The sequence below is a fragment of the Citrobacter sp. HN-141 genome, from assembly GCF_033341895.1.
In the GTDB taxonomy this organism is placed as follows: Bacteria; Pseudomonadota; Gammaproteobacteria; order Enterobacterales; family Enterobacteriaceae; genus Citrobacter.
Genome location: NZ_JAWPBF010000003.1, coordinates 42,006 through 64,008 on the forward strand (window position 1 = coordinate 42,006; position 22,003 = coordinate 64,008).

Below are 22,003 nucleotides of genomic sequence, written 5' to 3' on the forward strand. Positions count from 1 at the left end.
ATCGCCTTTCCCCTCATGGGGAGGGATTATTCCACGATGAACAGCGGCTTACCAGTCATCTCTTGCGGGATTTCCATACCCATCAGCGTCAGCATAGTTGGGGCGATATCAGAAAGTTTACCGCCTTCAACTGCTTTGACGTTTTTGCCACCAACATAAATCAGCGGAACCGGCAGGTTGGTATGCGCGGTATGTGCCTGACCGGTAGACGGATCGCGCATCTGCTCTGCGTTACCGTGGTCTGCGGTGATCAGCAGTTGGCCGCCAACGGATTCAACGGCTTTAGTCACTTGTTCCACGCAGTGATCCAGCGCTTCAACCGCTTTAACCGCCGCTTCCATCACCCCGGTATGGCCAACCATGTCGCCGTTCGGGTAGTTACAGATGATGGTATCGTATTTACCGCTCTCAATCGCAGCAACCAGCTTCTCGGTCAGTTCTGCAGAGCTCATTTCTGGCTGCAGGTCGTAGGTAGCGACTTTTGGCGAGTTGATCAGGATGCGGTCTTCGCCTTTGAACGGTTCTTCTACACCGCCGTTAAAGAAGAAGGTCACGTGCGCGTATTTTTCTGTTTCAGAAATACGCAGCTGGGTTTTGTCATTCTTCGCCATCCACTCACCAAGGGTGTTGGCCAGTGACGCTGGTGGGTAAGCCACCGCGGTTTTGATGTCGGCAGCGTATTCAGTCAGCATCACAAAGTTGAGGTTAACGACTTTTTTACGGGCGAAGCCGTCGAAGTCAGCGTTAACAAACGCACGGGTGATTTCACGCGCACGGTCAGCACGGAAGTTCATGAAAATCAGCGTATCGCCGTCTTCCATTGCGGCATCAGCCTGGCCTTCAGCGCGGATCACGGTCGCTTTTACGAATTCGTCGTTCTCGTCGCGAGCATAGGCAGCCTGCAGACCCGCTACTGCGGTATGTGCCTTGAATTCACCTTTTGCCAGCGTCATCAGGTCATAAGCCTGTTCAACGCGATCCCAACGGTTGTCGCGGTCCATAGCGTAGTAACGACCGATGATGGACGCTACGCGGCCTTTGCCCAGCGCGGCAAATTTCTCTTCGAATTTCTGCAGTGAATGTTCAGCGCTGCGCGGCGGGGTATCACGGCCATCAAGGAAAGCGTGCAGATAGATTTTCTCAGCGCCACGTTCAGCGGCCATTTCTACCATCGCCATTATGTGATCTTCGTGGCTGTGAACGCCGCCGGCAGAGAGCAGACCCATAATGTGTACCGCTTTGCCGCTATTTTTGGCCTGGTCGACTGCGTTGGTCAGCACCGGGTTAGCGAAGAAAGTCCGTTCTTTAATTTCCACATCCAGACGGGTCAGATCCTGATACACGATACGGCCCGCGCCAAGGTTGACGTGACCCACTTCGGAGTTGCCCATCTGGCGATCGGGCAGGCCAACTTCCAGGCCAGACGCATCAATCAGGGTATGCGGACGTTTTGCCCACAGAGCATCCATTACCGGGGTTTTGGCATTAAAAATAGCGTTATCCTGGCTGTCTTCACGATAGCCGTAGCCATCCAGAATCACCAGTACCATAGGCTTTTTAGAAACCGACATTGCGACAACCTCACACTTAATAGATAAAAAATAATTGCGTAATTTTACTACAGCTGAATCGATAAAGTAGCCCCAGAAGATCAAATAATCGACCAGAGCGGTTCGGGTAGGGGGGCGATTTGTGTTTTTTTTTCCGTAGCGCCCCGCAAAAATGCAATCCAATGCATGCTCTGGCTGTATTTGCGCCAACGCGCAGGTATACTCCTTTCCTGGTTTTTTTAATCACTGAGTCGGGAGTTGTTACCCCCCATGCAAGAAATTATGCAATTTGTTAGCCGCCACCCTGTCTTGAGTATCGCCTGGATTGCGTTACTGGCGGCGGTATTGTTTACCACGTTTAAGAGCCTGACCTCAAAAGTGAAGGTAATTACACGCGGCGAAGCGACACGTCTAATCAATAAAGAAGATGCGGTGATTGTGGATTTACGTCAGCGTGACGACTTCCGCAAAGGTCATATCGCAGGTTCCACGAACCTGCTGCCGAGCGAAATCAAAGCCAATAATTTTGGCGAGCTGGAAAAACACAAAAACAAACCTGTTATTGTGGTTGATGGCTCAGGCATGCAGTGCCAGGATTCCGCAACTGCGCTGATTAAAGCCGGTTTTGAGCAGGTATCTGTACTGAAAGACGGCGTAGCGGGCTGGAGTGGCGAGAATCTGCCACTGGTTCGCGGCAAGTAATTTACCCGTCTTCTTTCGTACCGCAGGGTAAAAAGAACACTGGAGATAAGTCATGGCCAATATTGAGATCTATACCAAAGCAACCTGCCCGTTTTGCCATCGCGCAAAGGCGCTGTTGAACAGTAAGGGTGTGAGTTTCCAGGAACTTCCGATTGACGGTGATGCCGTGAAGCGTGAAGAGATGATCAAGCGCAGTGGCCGTACGACGGTTCCGCAGATTTTTATTGATGCACAGCACATTGGCGGTTGTGACGACTTGTATGCGTTGGATGCGCGTGGTGGACTGGATCCCCTGCTGCGTTAAGGCGTACCGAAGTATTTAAAGGACAACACTAAGGGTTTTCTAAACATGTCAGAACAAAATAACACTGAAATGGCTTTCCAGATCCAACGTATTTATACCAAGGATGTGTCTTTCGAAGCGCCAAATGCACCGCATGTTTTCCAGAAAGATTGGCAGCCAGAGGTTAAACTGGATCTTGATACCGCATCTACCCAACTGGCAGATGATGTGTATGAAGTAGTGCTGCGTGTCACCGTTACGGCTTCTCTGGGCGAAGAAACTGCGTTCCTGTGCGAAGTTCAGCAGGGCGGTATTTTCTCCATCAGTGGTATTGAAGGGACTCAGATGGCGCATTGCCTGGGTGCATACTGCCCGAACATCCTGTTCCCGTATGCCCGAGAATGCATCACCAGCCTGGTTTCACGCGGTACGTTCCCGCAACTGAACCTTGCGCCGGTCAACTTTGATGCGCTGTTCATGAACTATTTACAGCAGCAGGCTGGCGAAGGTACTGAAGAACATCAGGATGCCTGATGAACCAAAGTAATGCTTCAATGACTGTGATTGGTGCCGGCTCGTACGGCACCGCTCTTGCTATCACCCTGGCAAGAAACGGCCACCAGGTTGTCCTGTGGGGCCATGATCCCAAACATATCGCGACCCTTGAGCGCGATCGCTGCAATGTCGCGTTCCTCCCTGATGTGCCTTTTCCCGAAACGCTGCGCCTGGAAAGTGATTTAGCTACTGCGCTGGCCGCCAGCCGTAACATTCTGGTGGTGGTGCCGAGCCATGTCTTTGGTGAGGTGCTGCGCAAAATTAAACCGTTGATGCGTGCTGACGCGCGACTGGTTTGGGCGACAAAAGGACTGGAAGCAGAAACGGGACGCCTGTTGCAGGATGTCGCGCGTGAAGCGCTGGGGGATGAAATTCCGCTGGCCGTTATCTCCGGTCCTACGTTTGCCAAAGAACTGGCGGCGGGCATGCCGACGGCGATTTCTCTGGCCTCAACGGACGAGACGTTTGCTGATGATCTTCAGCAGTTACTGCACTGTGGCAAAAGCTTCCGCGTCTACAGTAACCCGGATTTCATTGGCGTGCAGCTTGGTGGCGCGGTGAAAAACGTGATTGCGATTGGCGCTGGGATGTCTGACGGTATCGGCTTTGGTGCAAACGCACGAACGGCATTGATCACCCGTGGGCTTACCGAAATGTCGCGGCTTGGTGCGGCACTGGGCGCTGATCCTGCCACCTTCATGGGGATGGCTGGTTTAGGCGATCTGGTGCTGACCTGTACCGACAACCAGTCGCGTAACCGCCGCTTTGGCATGATGCTCGGACAGGGTATGGATGTGCAGGGCGCGCAGGACAAGATTGGTCAAGTGGTTGAAGGCTATCGCAATACAAAAGAAGTTCGTGAGTTGGCGCACCGTTTTGGTGTCGAAATGCCAATAACCGAGGAAATTTATCAAGTATTGTATTGCGGAAAAAACGCGCGCGAGGCAGCATTGACGTTACTAGGTCGTGCACGCAAGGACGAGCTGAGTCGCCACTAGCTGCAAGGAAACTGTTGAATATAACGACCCGACCCGCGAAGAACGGGTCGGTCGTTTTGCTACCTTCTGGAGTAAGCAATGCCGTGTGAAGAACTGGATATTGTCTGGAAAAATATTAAAGCGGAAGCCCGGGCACTGGCGGAATGTGAGCCAATGCTGGCCAGTTTTTACCACGCAACGCTGCTCAAGCATGAGAATCTCGGCAGTGCGCTGAGCTATATGCTGGCGAACAAACTTGCTTCTCCGATCATGCCCGCTATTGCTATTCGCGAAGTTGTGGAAGAGGCTTATGCGGCCGATCCTGAAATGATTGCCTCGGCGGCCTGCGATATCCAGGCTGTGCGCACGCGTGACCCGGCAGTCGATAAATATTCCACCCCACTTCTGTATCTGAAAGGCTTCCATGCGCTGCAGGCCTACCGCATCGGCCACTGGCTATGGCATCAGGGGCGTCAGGCATTGGCGATCTTCCTGCAAAATCAGGTCTCTGTTACCTTCCAGGTGGATATCCACCCGGCGGCAAAAATTGGTCGCGGAATTATGCTCGACCACGCTACAGGCATTGTGGTGGGTGAAACGGCGGTCATTGAAAACGACGTATCTATTCTGCAATCCGTCACGCTTGGCGGGACCGGTAAAGCAGGCGGCGACCGTCACCCGAAAATTCGTGAAGGCGTGATGATTGGCGCTGGCGCGAAAATCCTTGGCAATATCGAGGTTGGACGCGGCGCGAAGATTGGCGCAGGCTCTGTCGTTCTCCAGCCTGTACCGCCGCACACTACCGCCGCAGGCGTTCCGGCCCGCATCGTCGGCAAGCCCGACAGCGATAAACCGTCCATGGATATGGATCAGCATTTCAATGGGATACATCATACGTTCGAATACGGCGATGGCATCTGATTTCGAGCTATCTTACTTGCCATATTGAACCTGGGCTGTGCTCGTCATCCTCACGTACTGCGTGTACGCGCAGGTCGGCAAGCGCAGTCCGTGTTCAATCTGTCTGCGCCGATAACGCTCGAAACGAATAACATCAAATTAATGTAGGTCGGATAAGGCGCTAGCCGCATCCGACTAAAATCAACTACGTAATACCGCGCCGGGATAACCTAACTGGCGCCAGGCCTCATACACTACCACCGACACTGCATTTGACAGATTCATGCTGCGGCTGTCCGGCATCATCGGAATACGAATTTTTTGTTCGGCAGGCAAGGCATCAAGAATGCTGGCTGGAAGACCGCGTGTTTCCGGGCCAAACATCAGGTAATCCCCATCCTGATAGCTTACCGCACTGTGTGCAGGCGTACCTTTGGTCGTCAGGGCGAACAGACGTTGCGGATGTTCTGCGGCGACGAAGGCGGCGTAATCAGGGTGGCGTAGCACGGCGGTAAATTCGTGGTAGTCCAGCCCCGCGCGACGCAGCCGCTTGTCGTCCCAGGTAAAGCCCATTGGCTCAATAATATGCAGACGAAAGCCGGTGTTGGCGCAAAGACGGATAATATTGCCGGTATTTGGCGGGATTTCTGGTTCGAATAAAACGATGTTAAGCATACTGCCCCCTTGATAACGGGGGGCAGAATAGCAGAAAGAGCGGGTACTATGCGACGGTCAGCGCGTGCGGTTTATAGCGCTGCAGCTTGTAAATTGTTGCGGCAGCGGCGACCAGCGCTGGAAGGCTGAGGAACATCAGGATGCTGTCGGCCTGCCATTGCAGGGAGAGCAGTTGGGCGCTCATCATGGTGCCGGCTACTCCACCAAAGCGGCCCACACCTTGCATCCAGGCAATGCCGGTTGCGCGGCAATGAGTGGGATAAAACGTTGCAGCCAGCGTCTGTAGCCCGGACTGCGCGCCGTTCATGGTAATCCCCATCAGGAAGATCAGTGCGCCGAACAGGACGATGTGGTTATGCTCAAAGCCGAGCGCGAGGGCAAACAGCATCGTCAGCATAAAGCCGAGTGATACCACTTTGTGTGCTTCCCAGCGATCCATCAACCAGCCGGCCAGCAGGATCCCTGCCGTGCCACCGAAGGTGAATAGCGATGTCAGCCAGGCGGACTCTGCCAGCGGGTAGCCCATTCCCAGCATTAACGTTGGCATCCAACTGAGCAGTACGTAATAGATCACCAGCCCCATAAAGTAGGTCATCCACAGCATCAGCGTACCCGGCAGCCAGGGCATACTGAATAGCTGCGCTACGCTGCCTTTTTTGACCGCCACCCGATCTTCTTCCAGGTAAAACTGGGTGACCTGCTCCAGGCTCCCCGACATAAAGCGTTGGGCAATGCGTTTGATTTGTGCGATCTCTTTGCCACGGTGAACCAAATACTTCACCGATTCTGGCAGGAACAGCACTAATAACACGGTGAGCGCCAGTGGGGCGATTGCGCCAGCCAGCAGTACGCTGTGCCAGCCGTAACTGGGAATGAGCCAGGAGGAGATAACCCCGCCACCCGCAGCACCAAGGGGGAAGCCGCAGTACATGGTGTTAATGGCCATTGAACGGCAGCGTTTAGGGGCAAATTCTGAGACCAGCGTGATGGCATTGGGCATTGCGGCACCGAGTCCAAGGCCGGTGAGGAACCGCCAGAACGTTAACATATTTAGCGTCTCGGCATACGCTGTACCCAGACTGGCGAGTCCAAAGAACAGGCAGGAAAAGACCAGTACGCGCTTACGTCCCATACGATCGGAAATTGGCCCGGCCAGCAGTGCGCCAAATGAGAGTCCCAATAGCGCGGCACTCAATACCGGTCCCAGATCTTGTTTCTTGATGCCCCAGTCAGCAGAGAGTGTGGGGGCAATGTAGCCCATTGCCGCCGTATCGAAGCCATCAATGGCTAAAACCAGAAAGCCCAGGACAATAATGACCCAGTGAAACCGTGAAAAAGGAGTGTCATCTATCGCCTGCTGGATATTCACTTTTCCGGAATAAGCCATGTTACCCTCGCCCGTTATGATGGTTGTTATCTACCCGTCATACTTCAAGCTGCATGTGCGTTGGCTTTACTGGCTCACCCCAGTCACGTACTTATGTACGCTTCTGAGATTCGCTGCGTTGCCGCCTTCCTGCAGCTCGAATTATTTAGGGTACATGTATAAAATGCTGTTGTATTAGCTTGTATATACATTTGGCAGGCGGATAAAAAGTTGTCAAATATATTGGTTGTAAATGTTAAGTAGTCGTTACTTTTGCATAAAAAATGGTCGGACCGAAAAACAGGCCGACCATCAAGAGAAGAGGCAGTATGAGGGTGTGATTATGCAGCATCACCCCGAGCGAGCGGAGGTAGGGTTTTGCCCAGTTCCTGAACCAGCGAGTCGTGGCTGATTTCGCTAATCGATTTCGCGCCAGTCAGGGTCATGGCCACTTTCATCTCTTTTTCGATCAGGTTCAGCAGATTCGCCACACCAGCCTGTCCGTGTGTCGCCAACGCGTACAGGTAAGCGCGACCCAACAGGACGCTATCAGCACCCAGCGCAATCATACGCACGACGTCCAGACCGTTACGTATCCCGCTGTCGGCCAGGATAGCGATATCCCCTTTGACCGCATCGGCAATGGCGGGCAGCGCACGAGCAGAAGACAGTACACCATCCAACTGGCGACCACCGTGGTTAGAAACAACAATGCCATCTGCGCCAAAGCGTACGGCATCGCGGGCATCTTCCGGATCGAGGATCCCTTTGATCACCATCGGACCCTCCCAGAATTCGCGGATCCACTCGAGGTCTTTCCAGAAAATAGACGGATCGAAGTTATTTGCCAGCCAGCCGATGTAATCTTCAAGGCCGGTAGGTTTGCCAAGATAAGTCGAAATATTGCCTAAATCATGCGGACGACCATTCAGACCAACGTCCCATGCCCACTGGGGATGGGTGACCGCCTGCCAGTAACGGCGCAGCGCCGCATTCGGGCCGCTCATACCGGAATGGGCATCACGGTAGCGGGCGCCAGGCGTGGGCATATCGACAGTAAAGACCAGCGTGGAGCAGCCTGCCGCTTTGGCGCGCTCCAGGGCATTACGCATAAAGCCGCGATCGCGCAGGACGTACAGCTGGAACCACATTGGGCGTTTGATGGTCGGGGCGACTTCTTCAATCGGGCAGACAGAAACCGTAGAAAGCGTAAATGGAATACCTTTGGCGTCAGCGGCGGCGGCGGCCTGAACTTCACCCCTACGCGCATACATGCCACACAAACCGACCGGGGCTAATGCCACCGGCATCGACAATTTTTCGTTGAACAGAGTGGTTTCCAGACTCAGGTCGGACATGTTCTTCAGCACGCGCTGGCGCAGCGCCACTTCCGACAGGTCTGCCACGTTACGGCGCAAGGTGTGTTCTGCGTACGCTCCACCGTCAATATAGTGGAACAAGAAAGGGGGTAGGATGCGCTGGGCTGCGGCGCGATAGTCGCTGGCTGCTGAAATAATCATGTGTTGTTCTCCCTGCTATTCTCACCAGGATCACCGGGCAGGCGGGTGATACGCGCCTGGCGGGCCTGATCTTCATCAAATCGTTTAATTGTGGTGTGGACGAAACTAAGGTGCGCCATCATGGACTTCCGGGCGCCGTCGGCATCCCCGGCAACGATGGCGTCCAGCACAGCCTGATGTTGCTCCGTCAACTGTGAAAAAACGGGCGGTACCAGATACATACGTTGGCGGCTCTGTTTAACCGAAGACTGCAGGACGTCGAAGAAACCGCGCATAGTTTGTAGCAGCACCACGTTGTGCGACGCTTCGGCAATGGCGAGGTGAAAACGCACGTCTGCCTGCGAGGCGAGATCGGGGTCTTCGCTTTGCGTGGCGTCGAAACAGAGCCGGATTTTCTCTTTATCGGCGGCTGTGGCACGCATGGCGGCATGCCAGGCGGTGCTGGCTTCGATGGCGTGACGGGCTTCCAGAATATCGAAACTGTAATCGGGATCGTCTGCCATCAGCGTTTTCAGCGGCTGAACGATGTTTTGTTCAGACCACGCCTCATGCTGCCAGCGGACAAACGTCCCACCGCCGCGGCGGCTGATCAACACCCCTTCGCTCACCAGCTTGGCTAACGCCTCACGCAGCGAGTTGCGTGATACGCCCAGTTGTACGGCCAGTTGGCGCTCAGCGGGCAACTTCATGCCCGCTTCCAGCTGTTGTTCTTCAATCAGCGCCCGCACACGAGATGCAACCTCGTCTGACAGGCGTCTGGGCATCACAATCATGGAATCATCCAGGTTAAGACATAGGCCTGCAGTGTGGTGATCACACCCACCATGCAGGTGAAAATCAGGCTGTGTTTGACGGTGAAGCGGAACAGATCAGATTCTTTGCCAACCAGTCCCACTGCCGCACAGGCGATGGCGATAGACTGCGGAGAGATCATCTTGCCGGTTACGCCGCCGGTGGTATTTGCCGCTACCATCAGTACGTCAGAAACACCGATTTGCTGCGCCGCCGTTGCCTGTAGCGCTGCGAACAGGGCGTTTGACGAGGTATCAGAGCCCGTCAGGAACACCCCCAGCCAGCCGAGGAACGGCGAGAAGAAAGTGAACGCGCTGCCCGTGTGAGCCAGTGCTAACGCCAGCGTTGAAGACAGCCCGGAGTAGTTAGAGATAAATGCGAATGCCAGTACCATCCCGATGGAGTAAATAGGCAGTGCCAGATCTTTCAGCGTGCTGCCAAAGGTCTGCAGTGCGGCAGAGGGTTTCATCTTCAGCCAAACGATAGACAGCAGGGCGGCAAACAGGATGGCGGTGCCGGTCGCTGAGAACCAGTCAAATTTGTACACTGCGGCATACGCTGTGGCTTCGTGTACCACCGGTGGCATACGGGCAACCAGCTTGTCGAGGAACGGAACCGGAATATTGACCACCCAGTGGTACATCGCGCCGCCAGGTGCAAACAGCGCTTTAAACGGCGGTACGCTCCACAGTGTGACGGTGGCGGTCAGGAACAGGAACGGAGACCAGGCGCGGATGATTTGCCCGGCGGTGTAGCGGGTGCGCGACAGGTCCATATCGACCTGAGAAGCGCCCATATCGCCAAAACGGAAGATGCGTACCGGCTGCCAGCGCTTCAGGAACAGCGTCAGACAGACCAGCGAAACCAGAGAAGAGATGATGTCCGGCAGTTCTGGTCCGATAAAGTTAGAGCTGAGGTACTGCGCGATAGCGAACGAACCGCCAGCGACCATCACCGCAGGCCAGGTTTCTTTGACACCACGCCAGCCATCCATAATCGCCATAATCCAGAACAGTACGATAATCGTCAGGAACGGCAGCTGGCGGCCAACCATCTGGCCAATCTCAAAGCTGTCCAGCCCGGTGACCTGACCGGCAACCAGAATAGGGATTCCCATCGCACCAAACGCCACCGGCGCGGTGTTGACGATCAGGCACAAGCCTGCTGCATACAGTGGGTTAAAACCAAGACCAACCAGCAGTGCGGCGGTTATCGCCACTGGTGCGCCGAAGCCCGCGGCCCCTTCGAGGAACGCCCCAAAGGAGAAACCGACAATCAGCATTTGCAGGCGCTGGTCAGGGGTAATTGAGAGAATGGATGAGCGGATGATGTCGAACTGCCCGGTTTTCACCGAGATTTTATAGACAAACACCGCTGCAATGATGATCCAGGCTATCGGCCACAGACCATAGAAGAAGCCGTATACCACGGAGGCCAGGGCGTGATCGACCGGCATCTTATAGAACAACAGGGCAACCGACAGGGCAATCACGACCGTCCATGACGCCGCAACATAACCTTTCAGCTTGAGCTTAATCAGCGCGAAGAAAAAGAACAGGATCGGTAGCGATGCTATCAGGCTGGAAAGCCAAATGTTACCCGCCGGGTCGTAGTTTTGTTGCCAGAGATTCATTGCAGGTCTCCTGAGGGCCTTCAACATAATGGAATGAGTCTTTGCTCATCTCTTAGTCACATTATGTGTAAAAGTGGCCCTGCCAATATTGTTGTGTAGGGATAATGACAACGAATGGTTAACCAGATGTTATTTATTGGCAACGGTATTGTAGGCTAATTTTAACGAAATGTGAGGGGGTATTCGGATCTGGTGATAATTGGTAGGGCCAATTGACGGGGAAGCAGGAGGCCGGGCAAACGGACGTTGCCCGGAGGGTAATCAAAACTCAGTCTTTGAAAAGCCGGTCATCTCTTTCAGGCCCATTTCACGACCCAGTTCGGTCATCGGGTGTACGACTACCAGGCCGCGTACGCTTTTCTTCAGCTTACCCATGTCTGCTTGTTCTTTTTTGGTGATGGCGCGGCGGAAGGGGAGCTTAGAGAGCTTTTGCGCTTCTTTGCTCAGCTTCTGACCATGCACTTCACGCAGACGCGCAATCTCGGTTTCCAGCGTTTCTTTCTCTTGCTCCAGCTCGGCATATTTGTCGGCGGCTTCAACCAGCGAGAGGTCAGCCTGCTGGTGGCGGATGGCGTCCAGACGATCGCTCAGGCGTTTAATTTCGTTTTTTTCGACTTCTTTCATAGGATAGCTTCTGATAAAAATAGGATGAATATCCTATAGTATGCGCGCAGAGCGGGATTATTCACAACTAATCGAAGATAAATAATCAAATACCGCAAGTATTACTCCGCTAATGATAATGCTAGTGTTTTGATTAATATGGAATTTTAAGCGATAAGATCGGCGATGGTGCTTTTTATTTGCAGGTTCATAGTGAAGCACGTTTTCCTCAATGTAATTGCTCAACCGATCCTAAACTTAAATCATCGACCGCGTAGGCCGTACGCGGAGAATACATGGAGGATTGGTCATCATGGCGAAAATAGGTGAGAACGTTTCTATTCTTATTGATAAAACTATCGATTTTATGGCTTCAAGCCAGGCTTTCCGCGAGTATTTGAATAAAACGCCGCCGCGCAACGTTGTCCCTTCTGAAGTGCCGCAAGAGAATGCCGAGCTGTATCTGCAACGCCTGGCGTACTATCGACAGCTGTACCGGCCACAGCAGGAAGAGAAGTAAAGCGCACCGCTTTATTTTTGAAAGGCTTTTTTTAAGCTGATTTTAGAAATCAGCTCGGTCAGGGAAAGCACCATCGTGGAGCGCACCATTTGCTGGTAGCGCTGGATTTGCATGGCGTGCAGACCCGAGTCTGAGGTATCAAACTGCGGGGGTGGCGGGAGCGCCGTCACGCAGTGCAGCTCCCCAAATGGCCCAAGAATTTCGTCATCGGTGAACGCATATTCATTGCCGTCGTGGTTTAACTCTTCACGCAGTGCCATCAACAGTTCCGCATCTTCATACTCCGGACGACTGAGTACGCCCAGGCCGTAGATGAGCTTCAGACGCACTGAAAGATCGCCCAGCGGGCCATCGCCGTCGAGTAACGGTTCTACGGCATATTTCACCGCATAGTCGTCTTTGCGAAATACCTGAAGCACCAGGATATTCACCGCCTCGGTGAGTAATTCTACGGCGGTGATGAGGAAGCTGCGTACGGTTTTGCCAGCATTCAGACGCTCAAGCACACGATTTTCAAAGGCCTGTGTTTGTTCCATTATTGCCTGCATATCTGACAATCTGTCATGTCGGCGCAGGATGGCCTGCGCCGTATTCTGTATCATTTGGTTGCGTTATATGCGTTAACCGCCTCCGCCACCACATCATTGTTGGCATCCAGTCCGGACACTTGCGCCAGCGCGGCCTGTGGGCCTTTTTCGTCAATCAGTGCAGCCAGTTCCTGCGCCTGCGGGTCTTCTGCACTGCGGTAATGCATCGCTGCAGCAATACCCTGCACCAGATTAACGTGCGGCAGACCATATTCCAGCGTGCCCAGCAGGGGTTTAATCAGACGGTCGCCTGCGCTCAGTTTACGCAGCGGCTGACGGCCAACGCGCTCAACGTCATCTTTCAGGTACGGGTTTTCAAAACGACCGAGGATTTTCTGAATGTATGCCGCATGTTTTGCTGCATCAAAGCCATAGCGTTTGATCAGTACCGCGCCGCTCTCTTCCATTGCACCTTTTACCACTGCGCGGATTTTCTCGTCGAGAATCGCGTCACGGATGGTCTGATGGCCGGTCAATTTTCCGAGGTACGCGGTTATAGCATGCCCGGTGTTCAGCGTGAAGAGTTTACGTTCGACAAATGCCATCAGGTTATCAGTTAATTCCATTCCCGGGATGTTCGGCAGCACGCCTTTGAACTGCGTTTTGTCGACAATCCACTCACTGAAGGTTTCGACGGTGACTTCCAGCGGATCGTGGGTCGCAGAAGCCGATGGCGGCACGATGCGATCCACGGCGGAATCGACAAATCCAACATGTTCTTCAACCCAGGCTTTGTCTTCATCTGCCAGCGCGTTCATTACGTGGCCTTTCAACTGTGTGGTTCCACGCACCATGTTTTCACAGGCGATGATATTCAGCGGAGTGGTGATGCCCTGAGCTTTGCGTTTGACCAGCCCTTTGGCGATGGCCGGTGCGATACGCTCAAGTACAACCGGACCCACAGCCGTGGTGATTAAATCAACGTGGGCAATCAGGTCGACGACATCATCGCCGATGCTGCTGACGGCGTTAACGCCGGAAACGGTATCAATCTGCTCATTTTCACCGACAACATGAACCTGATAGCTATGACGGGCATTCAGGGCATCGAGCACGACCTGGTTTACATCCGCGAACGTCAGCTGTATCCCCGCGTCCGCCAGCAATTTGCCGATAAAGCCACGACCGATATTACCTGCGCCAAAATGTAATGCTTTCATAGTATTAACCTTCATTAATGTTTTTACCCAAGAGGGCTGGGGTGAGGGACTGCATAGATTTCCCCTCAACCTAACCCTCTCCCGGTGGGAGAGGATTTTGTAGGCCCGGTAAGCGTGAGCGCCACCGGGCAATAACGCTTACTTATGACCTGCCAGCAGCGCCAGGACTTCATCCACGCTGGTGGTATGCGCCAGGCGTTCGATGACAGATTCATCATCCAGAGCGTTGGTCAGGCTGGTGATCACCTGGATATGCTCATTGTTACGCGCAGCGATACCAATGACCAGGCGGGCAATATCATCTTCTTCTTCACCGAAGCGCACACCTTCCGGGTACTGGCAGAACACGATGCCGGTTTTCAGCACGCGATCTTTCGCTTCGATGGTGCCGTGCGGTACCGCAATGGACTCACCCAGGTAGGTAGAGGTCAGTTTTTCGCGGTCCAGCATTGCCTGGACGTATTCCGGCTCAACGTAGCCGCCTTTCACCAGTTGCTCACCGGCAAACAGAATGGCTTCTTCTTTGTTGGTGGCTTTACGGCCAAGGAAGATATTCTCCGCACCCAGTTTGAACAGGTTGTTATCACCTTCATCAAAGCTGTCTTTCAGGTGATCGCGTACTTTTTCTTCGTTGACGTTGTGGCGTTGCGCCGCGACCAGACGCTCAGTCAGGCTGGTGTAAAGGCCGCTGTCGAGGAAGTTGGTCAGCGAAATGTGCTGAGCCTGTGGAACCTGGCGCATCGCACGTTCGGTCAGATCACGGTGAGTAATGACCAGATCCACATCCGGCGGCAGATTGTTAATTGCGCTGTTGGTAACGGAGATCTGCGACAGACCAGCATCCTGTACTTTCTTACGCAGTACGCCTGCACCCATGGCACTGGAACCCATACCAGCATCACAGGCGACGATGATTTTACGCACGTGGCTCAGGTCGTTGGTGACATCGCCAGCAGACAGCGGAGAAGCGCCTTTAGATTCTGCTTTCATGTCCTGCATACGACGGGTTGCCGCATCAATATCATCTTCTTCTTTCACTTTGCTGGTTTTCAGCAGAATCGCCGAGACCACAAAAGAGACCGCCATTGCCGCACAGATTGCCGCGATGTTAGCAAAGTAAGCCCCTTTCGGCGTCATTGCCAGCACGGCCAGGATAGAACCCGGAGAAGCCGGAGACACCAGACCACCGTTCAGGATAGTCAGGGTAAATACGCCAGTCATACCGCCGAGGATAACGGCCAGGATCAGACGTGGGTTCATCAGCACATACGGGAAGTAAATTTCGTGAATACCCCCCAGGAAGTGGATGATAGCCGCACCGCCTGCAGACTGTTTAGCGCTACCGCGACCGAAGAACATGTACGCCAGCAGAACACCCATACCCGGGCCTGGGTTTGCTTCAATCAGGAAGAAGATGGATTTACCCATCTCATGCGACTGCTGAATGCCCAGCGGTGAGAAAATACCATGGTTGATGGCGTTGTTGAGGAACAGGATTTTCGCCGGTTCAACGAAGATAGACGCCAGCGGCAGCATGTCATGGACAACCATGAAGTTAACGCCGGCCGCCAGAATTTTGGACAGGGCTTCAACCAATGGGCCAATGCCGAGGAAGGCCAGAATGGCGAGGATCATACCGATGATGCCAGCGGAGAAGTTATTCACCAGCATCTCAAAACCGGATTTGATCTTACCGTCTACCCAGCCGTCGAAATGTTTGATTGCCCAACCGCCCAGCGGGCCTGCAATCATCGCACCGAGGAACATCGGCATATCAGCACCGACGATCACGCCCATGGTGGTAATCGCACCCACTACGCCGCCGCGTTCGCCGCCTACCAGCTTACCACCGGTATAACCGATCAGCAGCGGCAGCAGATAGGTGATCATCGGGCCGACCAGCTTCGCCAGCGTTTCGTTCGGCAACCACCCTGTCGGAATGAATAATGCGGTGATAATACCCCACGCGATAAACGCGCCGATATTTGGCATCACCATGTTGCTGAGGAATCGACCAAAGCTTTGCACCTTGATCTTAATATCGGATGACATAAAAACACCCCTTCTTATGTTTGCTATCGCGCAGGCTGAAAGCCCGAGGTTTGTTAATGTAGCGGCAGGAGGTAGCCGGACCCTGTAGATACTGCGAAATCTGGCACTGAATCGTTCAACTGTCCAGTCGACGCCCTTTTGTGTGACTTGCGTCACGTAAATATAGGGTGTGTGGCGTTAGTTAATGTGATTTTCATCACAAAATACCGGTACAAAAAAACATCGACAGCCAGGGATTTGCTAAAAATGGCGATTAAATGTGAATTAGTTCACGTTTTGCAATTCAATGTTTGTTGGATTTTTGTGAAGTAGATCGCAAAGTATTTTCACTGGGGATTCCCAGGATGTGATCTTCAGCAGCTTCTACCCTGGCATTTTTTTTCGCACAAGAGAGCAATTTCTCACCAGAAAAAATATTTATTTTGTGGTATGGCGAAAACCCCGATCTCCGGTTATGTTCAAAATATCAGCCAGGATGCATACGGCTGCCGGCACAAAAAAACTCTAATTAGCGTGAATTCGAGGCAGGTATGTTTCTAAATTATTTCGCATTAGGCGTGCTGATCTTCGTTTTTCTGGTTCTGTTTTACGGAATCATTGCCATTCATGACATTCCCTACAACATGGCTAAAAAGCGTAACCACCCGCATGCGGAAGCCATTCATACCGCTGGGTGGGTAAGCCTGTTTACGCTGCATGTTATCTGGCCGTTTCTGTGGATCTGGGCCACGCTCTACCAGCCTGAAAAGGGCTGGGGGATGCAGTCGCATGTCGCGCCGACCGGAAGGGAACAAGACCCTGAAATTGCCGCGCTGGCCGCGCGCATTACCCAGTTAGAAAAAAGGCTGGCTGGGGAGAAAAAAACTGATGACTCCACTTTCCCGGAGATTTAATCATGGATTTGTTGATTGTTCTGACCTACGTGGCGTTTGCCTGGGCCATCTTCAAGATATTCCGTATTCCGGTAAACCAATGGACACTGGCGACTGCCGCATTAGGCGGGGTGTTTATTGTGGCGGGACTCATCTTATTAATGAACTATAACCACCCTTATACGTTTACCGCGCAAAAAGCTGTTATTTCAATTCCTATTACCCCGCAGGTCACGGGTATTGTGAGCGAGGTAACCGATAAAAATAACCAACTGATTAAAAAAGGCGAAGTGCTTTTTAAGCTCGATCCGGTGCGTTATCAGGCGCGGGTCGACAGGCTACAGGCCGATCTGGTGACGGCCACGCATAATATTGAGACCTTAAAAGCGCAATTGTCAGAGGCGCAGGCCAATACCACGCGTGTTTCAGCCGAACGTGACCGTCTGTACAAAGATTATCAGCGCTACCTGAAAGGCAGCCAGGCGCGAGTCAATCCATTCTCTGAAAGCGATATCGATAATGCACGCCAGAACTACCTGGCACAGGATGCGCTGGTCAAAGCGTCGGTCGCTGAACAATCACAAATTCAAAGCCAGTTAGACAGCATGGTCAACGGTGAGCAATCACAGGTTGTTAGCCTACGCGCGCAACTGACAGAGGCGAAATACAATCTGGATCAGACCGTGGTGCGGGCGCCCAGCAACGGTTACGTGACGCAGTTACTCATCCGACCGGGGACCTATGCAGCCGCTCTTCCGCTGCGACCCGTAATGGTATTTATACCTGAACAGAAACGGCAAATTGTGGCGCAGTTCCGCCAGAACTCTCTGCTCCGCCTGGAGCCGGGTGATGAGGCTGAAGTGGTGTTTAACGCGCTGCCGGGTCAGGTATTCACCGGTAAGCTGACCAGCATCCTGCCGGTTGTGCCGGGAGGGTCTTATCAGGCGCAGGGGGCATTGCAGTCCTTAACCGTTGTTCCGGGAACGGATGGTGTACTGGCAACGATTGAACTGGAACCGAATGCTGATGTAGATGCTTTACCTGATGGGATCTACGCACAGGTGGCGGTCTATTCCGACCATTTCGCCCACGTTTCGGTGATGCGTAAAGTGCTGCTGCGTATGACCAGCTGGATGCATTATCTTTATTTAGATCATTGAGACCAGCATCACCTGCCATTTGTCGTGGCCTGAGCCATACTAAGCGGTGTCCAGATAGTCGTTGGACATCGCTTTTTTGTTGGCAAAAAGGACACGGCATGAAACTCATTGGCAGCTATACCAGCCCTTTTGTGCGTAAAATTTCTATTCTGTTGCTGGAAAAGGGCATCACCTTCGAATTCGTTAATGAACTCCCCTATAACGCGGAAAACGGCGTGGCGCGATATAACCCGTTAGGCAAAGTGCCCGCGCTGGTCACCGATGAGGGAGAGTACTGGTTTGATTCCCCGATCATTGCTGAATATATAGAGCTGTTGGATATTGCACCCGCTATGCTCCCGCGTGAGCCGCTGGCGGCGCTGAAAGTACGGCAACTGGAAGCACTGGCGGACGGTATTATGGATGCGGGGTTGGTGTCGGTACGTGAGCAGGCGCGCCCCGCTGCGCAGCAGTCAGAAACTGAATTGCTACGCCAGCGTGAGAAAATTACCCGCGGCCTGGATGTTCTGGAAGGTTATCTGGTGGACGGTACGCTGAAAACGGATACGGTTAATCTGGCAACGATTGCGATTGCCTGTGCCGTGGGCTATCTCAATTTTCGTCGGGTTGCACCTGGCTGGTGTGTTGACCGACCACGTCTGGTCAAACTGGTGGAAACACTCTTTCAACGAGAAAGCTTCGCCCGCACGGAACCGCCAAAGGCTTGATGCGTATTATGTCCGCCTGAGTAAAGTCACGGTACAATCCTCTGCATATCGATATCCCTCTCCACGGTGGAGAGGGCCACCAACAGCCAGGCCCTTTCATGACAACCGACATGCGTTCACTCTACAGCCAGCTTCCTGCTATCGATCGTTTACTGCGCGATAGCGCCTTCCAGGTCTTACGTGAGTCCCACGGTCATACCCGCGTGGTGGACCTGCTGCGTCATATGCTCGATGAAGCCAGAGAGGCGATTCGCGATACGCAGGCGCTTCCAGCATGGGGGGAAGACTGGGCGCAAGAAGCCAGCTCCCGGCTGGAACGAGAATCGCAAAGTGCACTGCGCCCGGTGATTAATCTGACGGGGACTGTGCTGCACACCAACCTTGGTCGTGCGTCGCAGGCCGAAGAAGCGATCGAGGCGGTGGTGCAGGCGATGCGTACGCCGGTGACGCTGGAATACAGCCTGACTGACGCCGGGCGTGGACATCGTGACCGGGCGCTGGCGGATTTACTCTGTCGTCTTACGGGGGCGGAAGACGCCTGTATCGTCAATAATAATGCCGCTGCGGTTCTGCTGATGCTGGCGGCCACCGCGGCGGGCAAAGAGGTGGTTGTGTCTCGCGGCGAACTGGTGGAAATTGGCGGCGCGTTTCGTATTCCGGACGTCATGTGTCAGGCCGGATGTATGCTGCGCGAAGTGGGCACCACCAACCGCACCCATGCGAAAGATTACCGTCAGGCGGTGAATGAAAACACTGGTTTGCTGATGAAAGTGCATACCAGTAATTACAGCATCGAAGGCTTTACGAAGTCGGTGGATGAAGCTGAGCTGGCCGCCATTGGTCAGGAGCTGGATGTGCCGGTAGTGGCGGATCTGGGTAGCGGCTCGTTGGTCGATCTCAGTCAGTATGGTTTGCCGCAGGAACCGATGCCGCAGCAGCTCATTGCCGCAGGTGTGAGCCTGGTGAGTTTCTCTGGTGACAAGCTGTTGGGCGGGCCGCAGGCTGGCATTATTGTGGGCAAAAAAGAGATGATCGCCCGCTTACAACGGCACCCACTGAAACGAGCGTTACGGGCTGATAAAATGACGCTGGCAGCGCTGGAAGCAACGCTGCGGCTCTATCTGCACCCAGAAGCGCTGGCGGAGAAATTGCCAACGCTACGCCAGCTCACCCGCACGAAAGAGGCGATCCACGAGCAGGCGCTACGATTACAGGCACAACTGGCAGAACATTATGGTGCCGAGTTTGCGTTGAATGTCATGCCTTGCCTGTCGCAGATTGGCAGCGGCTCATTACCGGTAGATAGGCTGCCGAGCGCGGCACTAACCTTTACCCCGCATGACGGGCGTGGAAGCCGCCTCGAAGCGCTGGCCGCCCGCTGGCGTCAGCTGCCCGTGCCGGTCATTGGGCGAATTTATGATGGTCGCTTGTGGCTGGATCTGCGCTGCCTTGAAGACGAGACCCGGTTTATGGAGATGATGCTGAAATGATTATTGCAACCGCCGGACACGTTGACCACGGAAAAACAACGTTATTACAGGCGATTACCGGCGTGAATGCCGACCGACTGCCGGAAGAAAAAAAGCGTGGCATGACTATCGACCTCGGCTATGCCTACTGGCCGCAGCCGGATGGGCGGGTACTGGGATTTATCGATGTCCCTGGACACGAAAAGTTTCTGTCCAACATGCTGGCGGGTGTCGGTGGTATCGACCACGCGCTGCTGGTGGTGGCCTGTGATGATGGCGTGATGGCGCAAACGCGTGAACACTTGCAAATCCTGCAACTGACGGGCAACCCACAGCTTACCGTGGCGCTCACAAAAGCCGATCGCGTCGATGACGCACGCATTGACGAAGTACGTGCCGAGGTGCAAACCACGCTGGGTAACTATGGTTTTGCCGATGCGATACTGTTCGTGACTGCCGCCAGTGAAGGCCGTGGTATCGAAGCGCTGCGTGATCACTTGCTGCAGTTGACGCCGCGTGAGCTGGCCCGCGATCACACCTTCCGCCTGGCAATTGACCGCGCTTTCACGGTAAAAGGCGCAGGTCTGGTCGTAACGGGAACAGCGCTCAGCGGAGAAGTGAACGTCGGGGACGCGTTGTGGCTGACCGGGGTTAACACACCGATGCGCGTACGTAGTCTGCATGCGCAAAATCAGCCGACCGAACACGCTTACGCCGGACAGCGAATTGCGCTGAACATTGCCGGTGATGCGCAAAAAGAAGAGATTAACCGTGGTGACTGGCTGCTGGCTGATGCGCCGCCGGAGGCCTTCTCACGCGTCATTGTCTCTTTAGAACACTCGGCTCCGCTGATGCAGTGGCAGCCGCTGCATATCCACCACGCAGCCAGCCATGTGACCGGACGTATCTCTCTGCTCGAAGGGACGTTGGCGGAACTGGTGTTTGATACACCGCTGTGGTTGGCTGATAACGACAGGCTGGTGCTGCGAGATATTTCTGCCCGTACGACGCTGGCAGGCGCACGTGTCGTGACGCTGAATCCGCCGCGCCGTGGGAAGCGTAAGCCGGAGTATTTACAGTGGCTGTCGGCGCTGGAAAGTGCGCAGAATGACGGCGAAGCGCTGGCATTGCATCTGACGCGCGGTGCGGTGAACATTCCCGATTTCGCGTGGGCACGCCAGCTCAATGGCGACGGCATGCGTCCGTTGATTGAGCAACATGGATTTATTCGCGCCGGGTATAGCCTGTTGAATGCGTCCGTTGCTGCACGCTGGCAACGTAAGATTCTGGATACGCTGGCGACCTACCATGAGCAACATCGTGATGAGCCAGGACCTGGACGTGAACGCCTGCGTCGTATGGCCCTGCCAATGGAAGATGAAGCGCTGGTCCTGCTGCTGATTGAAAAGATGCGCGATAGCGGCGCTATTCATAGCCATCATGGCTGGCTGCATTTGCCGGATCATAAGGCCGGTTTCAGCGATGAGCAGCAGGCTATCTGGCAAAAAGTAGAACCGCTTTTTGGCGATGAGCCGTGGTGGGTGCGCGATCTGGCGAAAACCACGGCTACGGACGAGCAGGCGATGCGTCAGGCGCTACGGCAGGCGGCGCAGCAGGGCATTATTACGGCGATCGTCAAAGATCGTTATTACCGTAACGATCGGATTGTGGCCTTTGCCAATCTGATCCGCGAACTGGATCAGGAGAGAGGGTCGACCTGCGCTGCCGATTTCCGCGACAGGCTCAATGTCGGACGTAAACTGGCTATCCAGATTCTGGAATATTTTGACCGTATCGGCTTTACTCGTCGTCGGGGAAATGATCATTTATTACGCGATGCATTACTGTTTCCTGAAAAGGAATGAAACAATTAATTCAGGAATAGAATGAATTAATACAAAATAAATATTGATTAAAATA

At 53.8% G+C, this 22,003-nt stretch carries 21 protein-coding genes; 11 read left to right on the forward strand and 10 right to left on the reverse strand.

All coding sequences use genetic code 11. From position 1 onward, the window contains the following. Positions 1–26: 26 nt before the first annotated feature. Positions 27–1,571 carry a 2,3-bisphosphoglycerate-independent phosphoglycerate mutase gene (gpmM, locus tag RYZ59_RS04845; protein ID WP_318045584.1) on the reverse strand — a complete coding sequence of 515 codons (1,545 nt, stop codon included), beginning with the start codon at positions 1,569–1,571 and terminating at the stop codon, positions 27–29. Between the two features lie 249 nt (positions 1,572–1,820). Between gpmM and RYZ59_RS04850 the strand changes: the two genes are divergently transcribed. The 5 genes from RYZ59_RS04850 (at position 1,821) to cysE (ending at position 4,988) form a co-directional block, all read left to right on the forward strand. Next, entirely contained in the window at positions 1,821–2,252 is a 432-nt protein-coding gene (locus RYZ59_RS04850) for a rhodanese-like domain-containing protein (RefSeq protein ID WP_005120473.1), read from the forward strand. A 52-nt stretch (positions 2,253–2,304) separates the two neighbouring features. After that, on the forward strand, positions 2,305–2,556 hold the full coding sequence (gene grxC / locus RYZ59_RS04855) for a glutaredoxin 3 (protein ID WP_003024152.1): 252 nt from the start codon (positions 2,305–2,307) through the stop codon (positions 2,554–2,556). Positions 2,557–2,601: 45 nt separating this feature from the next. Beyond that, positions 2,602–3,069, forward strand: a complete 468-nt coding sequence (gene secB, locus RYZ59_RS04860; protein ID WP_003024155.1) for a protein-export chaperone SecB — start codon at positions 2,602–2,604, stop codon at positions 3,067–3,069. After that, positions 3,069–4,088, forward strand: a complete 1,020-nt coding sequence (gpsA, locus tag RYZ59_RS04865) for an NAD(P)H-dependent glycerol-3-phosphate dehydrogenase (RefSeq protein WP_318045582.1) — start codon at positions 3,069–3,071, stop codon at positions 4,086–4,088. The genes secB and gpsA overlap by 1 nt, the downstream gene beginning before the upstream one ends. 78 nt (positions 4,089–4,166) lie before the next feature. Continuing rightward, positions 4,167–4,988, forward strand: a complete 822-nt coding sequence (cysE, locus tag RYZ59_RS04870; RefSeq protein WP_003024160.1) for a serine O-acetyltransferase — start codon at positions 4,167–4,169, stop codon at positions 4,986–4,988. Positions 4,989–5,168: 180 nt separating this feature from the next. On the opposite strand, the gene trmL is transcribed toward cysE, so the two are convergent. The 6 genes from trmL to RYZ59_RS04900 form a co-directional block, all read right to left on the reverse strand. Further along, positions 5,169–5,642 (reverse strand): tRNA (uridine(34)/cytosine(34)/5-carboxymethylaminomethyluridine(34)-2'-O)-methyltransferase TrmL, encoded by a 474-nt coding sequence (gene trmL, locus RYZ59_RS04875; protein ID WP_043018725.1) that lies wholly within the window; start codon positions 5,640–5,642, stop codon positions 5,169–5,171. 46 nt (positions 5,643–5,688) lie between these two features. Continuing rightward, positions 5,689–7,029: an aromatic acid/H+ symport family MFS transporter gene (locus RYZ59_RS04880; protein ID WP_318045580.1), complete on the reverse strand. Its 1,341-nt coding sequence runs from the start codon at positions 7,027–7,029 to the stop codon at positions 5,689–5,691. Between the two features lie 320 nt (positions 7,030–7,349). Next, positions 7,350–8,528, reverse strand: coding sequence for an FMN-dependent L-lactate dehydrogenase LldD (gene lldD / locus RYZ59_RS04885; protein ID WP_318045578.1), 1,179 nt, complete (start codon positions 8,526–8,528; stop codon positions 7,350–7,352). Continuing rightward, on the reverse strand, positions 8,525–9,301 hold the full coding sequence (lldR, locus tag RYZ59_RS04890) for a transcriptional regulator LldR (RefSeq protein WP_202037419.1): 777 nt from the start codon (positions 9,299–9,301) through the stop codon (positions 8,525–8,527). Before lldR ends, lldD begins: the two co-directional genes overlap by 4 nt. Continuing rightward, a complete protein-coding gene (lldP, locus tag RYZ59_RS04895; protein ID WP_137382086.1) occupies positions 9,298–10,953 on the reverse strand; it encodes an L-lactate permease in 1,656 nt (551 codons plus the stop codon). The genes lldR and lldP overlap by 4 nt, the downstream gene beginning before the upstream one ends. A gap of 261 nt (positions 10,954–11,214) precedes the next feature. After that, positions 11,215–11,577, reverse strand: coding sequence for a YibL family ribosome-associated protein (locus RYZ59_RS04900; protein WP_202037421.1), 363 nt, complete (start codon positions 11,575–11,577; stop codon positions 11,215–11,217). A gap of 292 nt (positions 11,578–11,869) precedes the next feature. On the opposite strand from RYZ59_RS04900, the gene RYZ59_RS04905 reads away from it, so the two are divergent. Next, positions 11,870–12,076 carry a hypothetical protein gene (locus RYZ59_RS04905; RefSeq protein WP_137382084.1) on the forward strand — a complete coding sequence of 69 codons (207 nt, stop codon included), beginning with the start codon at positions 11,870–11,872 and terminating at the stop codon, positions 12,074–12,076. Positions 12,077–12,087: 11 nt separating this feature from the next. Here RYZ59_RS04905 and mtlR read toward each other — a convergent pair whose 3' ends face one another. From mtlR to mtlA, 3 genes are all read right to left on the reverse strand, one after another. Further along, positions 12,088–12,678 carry a mannitol operon repressor MtlR gene (mtlR, locus tag RYZ59_RS04910; protein ID WP_137382083.1) on the reverse strand — a complete coding sequence of 197 codons (591 nt, stop codon included), beginning with the start codon at positions 12,676–12,678 and terminating at the stop codon, positions 12,088–12,090. Continuing rightward, on the reverse strand, positions 12,675–13,823 hold the full coding sequence (mtlD, locus tag RYZ59_RS04915; RefSeq protein ID WP_318045573.1) for a mannitol-1-phosphate 5-dehydrogenase: 1,149 nt from the start codon (positions 13,821–13,823) through the stop codon (positions 12,675–12,677). The genes mtlR and mtlD overlap by 4 nt, the downstream gene beginning before the upstream one ends. A gap of 138 nt (positions 13,824–13,961) precedes the next feature. Beyond that, positions 13,962–15,875 (reverse strand): PTS mannitol transporter subunit IICBA, encoded by a 1,914-nt coding sequence (gene mtlA / locus RYZ59_RS04920; protein ID WP_137382081.1) that lies wholly within the window; start codon positions 15,873–15,875, stop codon positions 13,962–13,964. 530 nt (positions 15,876–16,405) lie between these two features. Here mtlA and RYZ59_RS04925 point away from each other — a divergent pair. The 5 genes from RYZ59_RS04925 to selB all read left to right on the forward strand — a co-directional run bounded on the left by RYZ59_RS04925 (position 16,406) and on the right by selB (position 21,948). After that, positions 16,406–16,768, forward strand: a complete 363-nt coding sequence (locus RYZ59_RS04925; protein WP_202037424.1) for a DUF3302 domain-containing protein — start codon at positions 16,406–16,408, stop codon at positions 16,766–16,768. A 2-nt stretch (positions 16,769–16,770) separates the two neighbouring features. Next, complete coding sequence (locus RYZ59_RS04930) at positions 16,771–17,907, forward strand: HlyD family secretion protein (RefSeq protein WP_137382079.1); 1,137 nt, start codon at positions 16,771–16,773, stop codon at positions 17,905–17,907. A gap of 98 nt (positions 17,908–18,005) precedes the next feature. Further along, complete coding sequence (locus tag RYZ59_RS04935; protein WP_318045570.1) at positions 18,006–18,614, forward strand: glutathione S-transferase; 609 nt, start codon at positions 18,006–18,008, stop codon at positions 18,612–18,614. A 98-nt stretch (positions 18,615–18,712) separates the two neighbouring features. Continuing rightward, positions 18,713–20,104, forward strand: a complete 1,392-nt coding sequence (selA, locus tag RYZ59_RS04940) for an L-seryl-tRNA(Sec) selenium transferase (RefSeq protein WP_318045568.1) — start codon at positions 18,713–18,715, stop codon at positions 20,102–20,104. After that, positions 20,101–21,948: a selenocysteine-specific translation elongation factor gene (gene selB / locus RYZ59_RS04945; RefSeq protein WP_318045567.1), complete on the forward strand. Its 1,848-nt coding sequence runs from the start codon at positions 20,101–20,103 to the stop codon at positions 21,946–21,948. Before selA ends, selB begins: the two co-directional genes overlap by 4 nt. The last annotated feature ends 55 nt before the right edge of the window (positions 21,949–22,003 follow it).